The organism is Halomonas sp. BM-2019, assembly GCF_017584085.1.
Map to the genome: position 1 here is coordinate 3457241 of NZ_CP071922.1, position 6598 is coordinate 3463838.

Genomic DNA, 6598 nt, shown 5'->3' on the forward strand with positions numbered 1-6598 from the left:
GCAACGACCAGGTGCAGCTGGCCTGGTTCGGCGGCCTCTCCGGGGTCCAGGCCCGCCGCCTGGTGCCCCCAGCACCACGGCCTGGTGCCGGCGCTCGCCGTCTACCACAACGTCTTCATGGGCCGGCTGCCGGAGCACTCGGCCCTGGCGGCGCTGTGGAACCTGGTGCGCCCCCTGGCCCGTCCCTGGCGGGAGGTCGGCGAGCTCTGCGCGCTACTGGGCCTTGCCGGGCTCGAGCGCCGCGCGGTGGGCCAGCTCTCAGGCGGCCAGCGCCAGCGGGTGGCCATCGCCCGGGCCCTCTACCAGGGGCGCGACCTCTTCCTGGGTGACGAGCCGGTGGCCAGCGTCGACCCCCACCAGGCGCTGCGCCTGCTGGCGCTGATCGATGCCCGCCACACCACCTCCGTCGTCGCCCTGCACCAGCGTGAGCTGGCGCTGACCCATTTCGACCGGGTCTGGGGGCTTCGCCAGGGCCGCCTGGTGATCGATGCGCCTGCCGCCGGGCTGACCCTGGCCGACCTGGACGCCCTCTATCCGGATGCCGGCGCCCCCGCCGACTCACCCCGCGCGCCGGCCGCGCCGGAGATGCCGAACCCGGAGGCGCTGCCCTGCGCCCGGGGCCGCCCGTGAGCGAGGCACACGCTCGCGCTGCTGGCGCTGGCCGTGGTGCTTGCGCCCTTCGCCGACCTGGCCATCCATACCCGGGACCCCTGGGGGGAGCTCCAGCGCATGGCGCTGGGCCTGGCCTGGCCCGCCTGGGGGGCGCTGGAGTCGCCCCTGTCGGCGCTCGGGCTCACCGTGGCGGTGGCGATCTGGGGGACCCTGGCCGGGGTGGTGCTGGGCTTTCCCCTGGCGCTGCTGTTCGCTCGCTCGCGGCTGGTGCGCGCCGGCTGCGCCTTCGTGCGGGCGATCCACGAGCTCTTCTGGGCGCTGCTCTTCCTGCAGGTGTTCGGGCTGACCGCCTACACGGCCGTGGCGGCGCTCGCCATTCCCTACGCCGGGATCTTCGCCAAGGTCTATGCCGAGATCCTCGAACAGACGCCCCGGGCGCCCCGCGACGCCCTGCCGCCGGGCACGGGGCGCCTGGCGCGCTTCGTCTACGCCGAGCTGCCGCTGGCCTGGGCGCAGCTCGCCGCCTACACCCGCTACCGCTTCGAGTGCGCCCTGCGCGCCAGCGTGCTGCTGGGCTTCGTGGGTCTGCCGACGCTGGGCTTCCACCTGGAGAGCGCCTTCCGCGAGGGGCGCTACCACGAGGCGGGCGCCCTCTTGTGGCTCTTCTACCTGCTGATCGCCAGCCTGCCCTGGTGGGGGCACCGGCGACTGCTGCTGGTGCTGCTGGCCGGCGGCGCCTGGCTGCTGGGCCCCTGGCCCAGCGTCGACGGCGGGCTGGTGTGGCGCTTCGTCTCCGAAGACATCTGGCCGCGGGCGCTGCTGGCCGGCGACTGGGCGGGGCTGGTCGCGTGGTTCATGCGGATTCCCGACCTGGGGCCGGCCATCGGCAATACCCTGCTGCTGGGGCTTCTGGGCACCGTGGGGGCGCTGGTGGTGGCGATGGCGCTCTGGCCGCTGGCCTGCCGCCATGTCGGCAACCGCGGCACGCGCCTGGCCGGCCACGGCCTGCTGGTGGTGCTGCGCTCCACCCCGGAGCTGATGCTGGCGTTCCTCTTCCTGCTGCTGCTGGGGCCCTCGCTGCTGCCGGCCTGGCTCGCCCTGGCGCTGCACAATGGGGCGCTGATCGCCTTCCTGGTGGCGCGCCACGCCGACGCCATCCAGCCCGCCATGCCGGGGCTACCGGTGGGCGGCCGGCTGGCCTATGAGCTGCTGCCGCGGCTCTATCCGGGGATGCTGGCGCTGCTCTACTACCGCGCCGAGGTGATCCTGCGCGAGACGGCGATCCTGGGGATGCTGGGGGTGGCCACGCTGGGGTTCTACATCGAGGAGGGCTTCGACTACCTGATGTTCGACGTGGCGCTCTTCCTGCTGCTGATCACCGCGGCACTGAACATCGCGGTGGACGCCCTCTCGCGGCGGCTGCGCCCGCGGGACGGGGCCGTCATGGACGACCCCTGCGCGCGCTGACGACGCCTCAGTAGCTGTACTCGCCGCTGACCACGGCGGCGGTCACGGTGATCTCCACCCTGAGCTCGTCGGCGGGCATCGGCGCACAGACGCAGGTGCGCGCCGGCGCGTGGCCGGTGGGCACCCAGGCGTCCCACACCGCATTCATGGCGGCGACATCATGGCCGTCCTTGAGATAGACGGTGGCGGTGAGCAGATTCTCGCGATCGGAACCGATCTCGGTGAGCAGGGCGTCCACCCGGGCCAGCATGCTCCTGGTCTGCTCGGTGATGTCGCCATGGCGCGCCTCGGGGCCGGGCACCTGGCCGCACAGGTAGGCGATGCCGTTGTGGATCACGGCACGGCTCATGCGCGCCTTGGTATCGTGACGGATGATGGTCATGGGACTGCTCGCTCCTGATTGAGGCAGCGTCGTGCGCTGCCGCCGTTCGACGGAAGGGAGAGTATCCCGAAAGCCATGCCGGCCGTCGATGTCCTCTTGCCCCATCACGGCACCTTCATAGCCCCTTCACACACCACGACGCCCCGGGGGCATTCCCGGGGCGTCGTGGTGGCCTGCCTGGCGGTGCTAGTGGGTGACGCCGGGGATCTCGACCTGGCGCTCGCAGGCCCGGCCATCGGCGGCGAACAGGTGGCAGCGCTCGCCGGCGAGTCCCAGGGTGAGGGCCTGGTGATCTTCCAGGTGCGTCAGGCCGTCCAGACGCTGGGTCAGGGTCGCCTCGACGCCTTCCACCTGCAGGTGGGCCAGGGTCTCGTAGCCGAGCTTCTCGGCCACCATCAGCCGGGCCGGCAGCCGCGCCTCGGCCAGGTCGGCGGCGACGAAGTCCTCGGCGCGCACCCCCAGGGTCGCGTGCTCGCCGGCGGTGAGGCCGCGCCCGTCCACCGCCACCCGCAGCAACTCGCCGCCGGGCAGGCGCACCGCCGTCTGCCGCTGGCCCGGGTCGACCACCTCCACCGGCAGGGTGTTGATGCGCGGCGAGCCGATGAACTCGGCCACCTCCAGGGTCTTCGGGAAGTGGTAGAGCGACAGCGGCGCCCCCACCTGGGCGATGCGCCCGCCCGCCAGCAGCACGATGCGGTCGGCGAGCGTCATCGCCTCCACCTGGTCGTGGGTGACGTAGATCATGGTGGCCTTGAGCCGCTTGTGCAGCTCGGCGATCTGCACCCGCATGTCGACCCGCAGCGCCGCATCCAGGTTGGAGAGCGGCTCGTCGAACAGGAATACCGCCGGCTCCTTGACCAGGGTGCGGCCGATGGCCACCCGCTGGCGCTGGCCGCCGGAGAGGTCCTTGGGCTTGCGCTCGAGCAGCGCGGTGAGGTGCAGCATCTCGGCGGCCCGGGCGACGCGGCTGCGAATCTCCGCCTTGTCGGCACGCGCCAGCTTGAGGCCGAAGGCCATGTTCTCGGCCACCGTCATGTGCGGGTAGAGGGCATAGGACTGGAAGACCATGCCGATGTCGCGCTCCTGGGGTGGGATCTCGTTGACCCGCTCGCCATCCAGGCACATCTCGCCCTGGCTGATCTCCTCGAGCCCCGCGATCATGCGCAGCAGGGTCGACTTGCCGCAGCCGGAGGGGCCGACGAAGACCACGAACTCGCCGTCCTGGATGTTCAGGTCGATATCCCGGGAGATCTCGACGCCGTCATAGTCCTTGCCGATACCGGTGAGTGTCAGATGTCCCATTGCAGATCCTCCTGTGCCGGGCAGCGCGCGATGGCGATGCCGTAGGCGGGTAGGGTGACGCGGCCCTCACCCCAGCGGCCGTTGACCAGGGCCGGTGCGCCGGGGAGTGCCTCGGCCGCGGTGGGGGCCGGGAGGGTGCGCGCCTCGTCGGTGAAGTTGAGCGCCACCAGCAGGCGGCTGCCGGGGTCGCTGGCGGGGTGGCGGCGCTCCAGGCAGAGCACGCCGTCGCGCAGCGGATGGTAGTGAATATCGCCCTTGACCAGCGCCGGCTGGGTGCGGCGGAAGGCCAGGAAGGCGCGATAGGCATGGAGCAGCGCCTCGGGGTCGCGCTCCTGCTGATCGACGGCCAGCGCCAGGTGTTCGTCGGGCACCGGCAGCCAGGGCGCCGCGCTGGAGAAGCCGCCGTACCAGCTGTCGGCGACCCAGGGCATGGGGGTGCGGCAGCCGTCGCGCCCCTTGTAGGCCGGCCAGAAGGTGATACCGGCCGGGTCCACCAGCTTGTCGAAGGCGAGCTCCGCTTCGGTGAGGCCCAGCTCCTCGCCCTGGTAGAGACAGACGCTGCCGCGCTGGGTGAGCAGGAAGGCCAGGTAGAGGCGCAGCCTGGCCGCATCGCCCTCGGCGTCCCAGCGCGTGGCCAGACGGGTCACGTCATGGTTGCCCACCGCCCAGCAGGGCCAGCCGTCGCCGATGCGCGCCTCCATCTCGGTGAGGGTATGGCGCAGGAAGGCGGGGTCGTGACGCTCGCCGAGCAGGTCGAAGGAGTAGGCCATGTGCAGGCGCTTGCCGCCCTGGGTGTACTCGGCCATCACGCCCAGCGAGTCGTCGTCGCCCACCTCGCCGACGCTGGTGGTGCCGGGGTATTCGTCGAGCAGGGCGCGCAGCCGCTCCAGGAAGGCCAGGTTCTCCGGCTGGGTCTTGTCGTAGAGGTGGCGCTGGTAGCCATAGGGATTGTCGGGGCGCACCCCGATGAAACCCTCGGCGATCTCCTCCCGGGGCGGATTATCCTTGAGCGGACCATGGGTGCAGAAGTTGACCGCATCCAGGCGGAAGCCGTCGACGCCACGCTCCAGCCAGAAGCGCACCTCGCCGAGGATCGCCTCCACCACCTCGGGGTTGCGGAAGTTGAGGTCGGGCTGCTCGGCCAGGAAGTTGTGCAGGTAATACTGGCAGCGGCGAGTGTCCCACTGCCAGGCGGACCCGCCGAAGATCGCCTGCCAGTTGGTGGGCGGCGAGCCGTCGGGACGGGCATCGGCCCACACGTACCAGTCGGCCTTGGGGTTGTCGCGGCTCGAGCGGCTCTCGGCGAACCAGGGGTGCTGGTCCGAGGAGTGGGAGAGCACCTGGTCGATGGTCACCCTGAGGCCGCGGGCATGCGCGGCCTCCACCAGGCGATCGAAGTCCTCCAAGGTGCCGAACATCGGGTCGACGCCGCGGTAGTCGCTGACGTCGTAGCCGAAGTCAAGCATCGGCGAGGTGAAGAAGGGCGACAGCCAGATGGCGTCCACGTTCAGCGACGCGATGTAGTCGAGGCGGTCGATCACCCCCCGGAGGTCGCCGATGCCGTCGCCACGGCTGTCCTGAAAACTGCGCGGGTAGATCTGGTAGATCACCGCCCCGCGCCACCAGTCGGCGCTCTGCCGACTCAGAAGCTGTGCCATCTATTCTGTCCTCTCGTTCGAAGGCTACGGGCCACGGGCCCGGCCCTGGAAAGCGTCAGGCTCATGGTGCGCAGGACAGGCAGGGAGGACATCCTCCCGGGGGCGGAGGAGACGGCGTAGCCGGGGGGAGGAGTCGGTCGCCCAGGGGAAGGACTCACTCCCCCTGGATCCGCGAGAGCAGGTCGGCGGCCAGCGCCACCGCCTCCTCGCGACGGCGGATGTTCTGCTTCTGGTAGAGGCTGCGGATATGGGTCTTGACGGTGGTGGGGGCCACCGCGAGCTGCTCGGCGATCTGCTCGTTGGAGAGCCCGGCGTGGATCAGGCCCAGGATCTGCCACTCGCGGCGGGTCAGCGGCGAGACGCGGATCAGCTCGGGCACGTCGGGGCGCGCGACGATATCGGCGATCACCGCGTCGTCGAGCATCAGCCGCACAGCGCGGCCGAAGTCGCGCTGGCGCCGGCCGAGCACCAGCAGGCGCTCGGCATGGCGGCGCGCCAGCTCGTCCAGGCCCGCCGCCTCGCCGAGCAGCGCCTGGAGCATCTCGGGCAGCACCGGGCCCAGGCGCAGGAAGCTGCCGGCGAGCCCGGTGCGGGTGGCCAGGGCCAGCGCCTCACGCAGATGGGCGAGCGCCTCCTCGTGGCGCCCGCGGCGCCAGCCCAGGTCGGCCAGGCAGAGCCGGTTGCGGTTGGCATCGGTGGTGAGGCCCAGCCGCGCGGTCTGGGCCTCGAGGGCCAGCAGCAGGGCCTCGGCCTCGTCGAAGCGACCCAGCATCGTCAAGGCGCGGGCGTGGTTGCGCAGGTTGCACTGGGCGAAGTGGTTGCTGGCGGTGGCCGGATCCCCCGGGGGGGCCTCCTGCCACCAGCGCGCCACGGCGTCCAGGTCGTCGTTGGCCTGCCACCAGGCCAGCAGGGTGGCGTGGGCGTTGGCCTGCCAGTCGATATGGTAGTCGCCCTCGGCCAGGATCTTGCGCAGCCGCCGCACGTGGTCGGCGCACTGGGCCTGGTCGCCGCGGGAGAGCGCCACCTTGGCCAGGCCGATATGGCACTGCAGGGTCCAGCGCCCGCCTCGGTTGTCGAGCACGGCGATGCCGGCCAGCGCCGCCTGTTCCGCCTCGTCCAGGCGCTGCCACTCCCAGAGCAGCTGGCTGCGAATTCGGTAGAGGAACTCCGCCACCGG

At 71.6% G+C, this 6598-nt stretch carries 6 protein-coding genes; 2 read left to right on the plus strand and 4 right to left on the minus strand.

Features of this window, described 5'->3' with window-relative positions:
* Positions 1–84: 84 nt before the first annotated feature.
* Together J5F18_RS17155 and J5F18_RS17160 are read left to right on the plus strand one after the other, a co-directional pair.
* Complete coding sequence (locus J5F18_RS17155; RefSeq protein ID WP_346299748.1) at positions 85–630, plus strand: ATP-binding cassette domain-containing protein; 546 nt, start codon at positions 85–87, stop codon at positions 628–630.
* A gap of 33 nt (positions 631–663) precedes the next feature.
* Positions 664–2079, plus strand: coding sequence for an ABC transporter permease (locus J5F18_RS17160; RefSeq protein WP_346299749.1), 1416 nt, complete (start codon positions 664–666; stop codon positions 2077–2079).
* Between the two features lie 7 nt (positions 2080–2086).
* Here J5F18_RS17160 and J5F18_RS17165 read toward each other — a convergent pair whose 3' ends face one another.
* From J5F18_RS17165 to J5F18_RS17180, 4 genes are all read right to left on the minus strand, one after another.
* The gene (locus J5F18_RS17165) at positions 2087–2461 is read right to left on the minus strand and encodes a RidA family protein (protein ID WP_346299750.1); all 375 of its coding nucleotides are present in this window, start codon (positions 2459–2461) and stop codon (positions 2087–2089) included.
* A gap of 186 nt (positions 2462–2647) precedes the next feature.
* Positions 2648–3763, minus strand: coding sequence for a sn-glycerol-3-phosphate ABC transporter ATP-binding protein UgpC (gene ugpC, locus J5F18_RS17170; RefSeq protein ID WP_346299751.1), 1116 nt, complete (start codon positions 3761–3763; stop codon positions 2648–2650).
* Complete coding sequence (locus J5F18_RS17175; RefSeq protein WP_346299752.1) at positions 3751–5421, minus strand: alpha-amylase family glycosyl hydrolase; 1671 nt, start codon at positions 5419–5421, stop codon at positions 3751–3753. The genes ugpC and J5F18_RS17175 overlap by 13 nt, the downstream gene beginning before the upstream one ends.
* A 154-nt stretch (positions 5422–5575) precedes the next feature.
* The coding region (locus tag J5F18_RS17180; RefSeq protein ID WP_346299753.1) for a LuxR C-terminal-related transcriptional regulator at positions 5576–6598 on the minus strand (1023 nt) is incomplete at its 5' end.

Excerpts from the sequence above, each read along its gene's own strand:
- J5F18_RS17165 (WP_346299750.1), bottom strand. The coding sequence starts at position 2,461 with ATGACCATCATCCGTCACGATACCAAGGCGCGCATGAGCCGTGCCGTG.
- ugpC (WP_346299751.1), bottom strand. The coding sequence starts at position 3,763 with ATGGGACATCTGACACTCACCGGTATCGGCAAGGACTATGACGGCGTC.
- J5F18_RS17175 (WP_346299752.1), bottom strand. The coding sequence starts at position 5,421 with ATGGCACAGCTTCTGAGTCGGCAGAGCGCCGACTGGTGGCGCGGGGCG.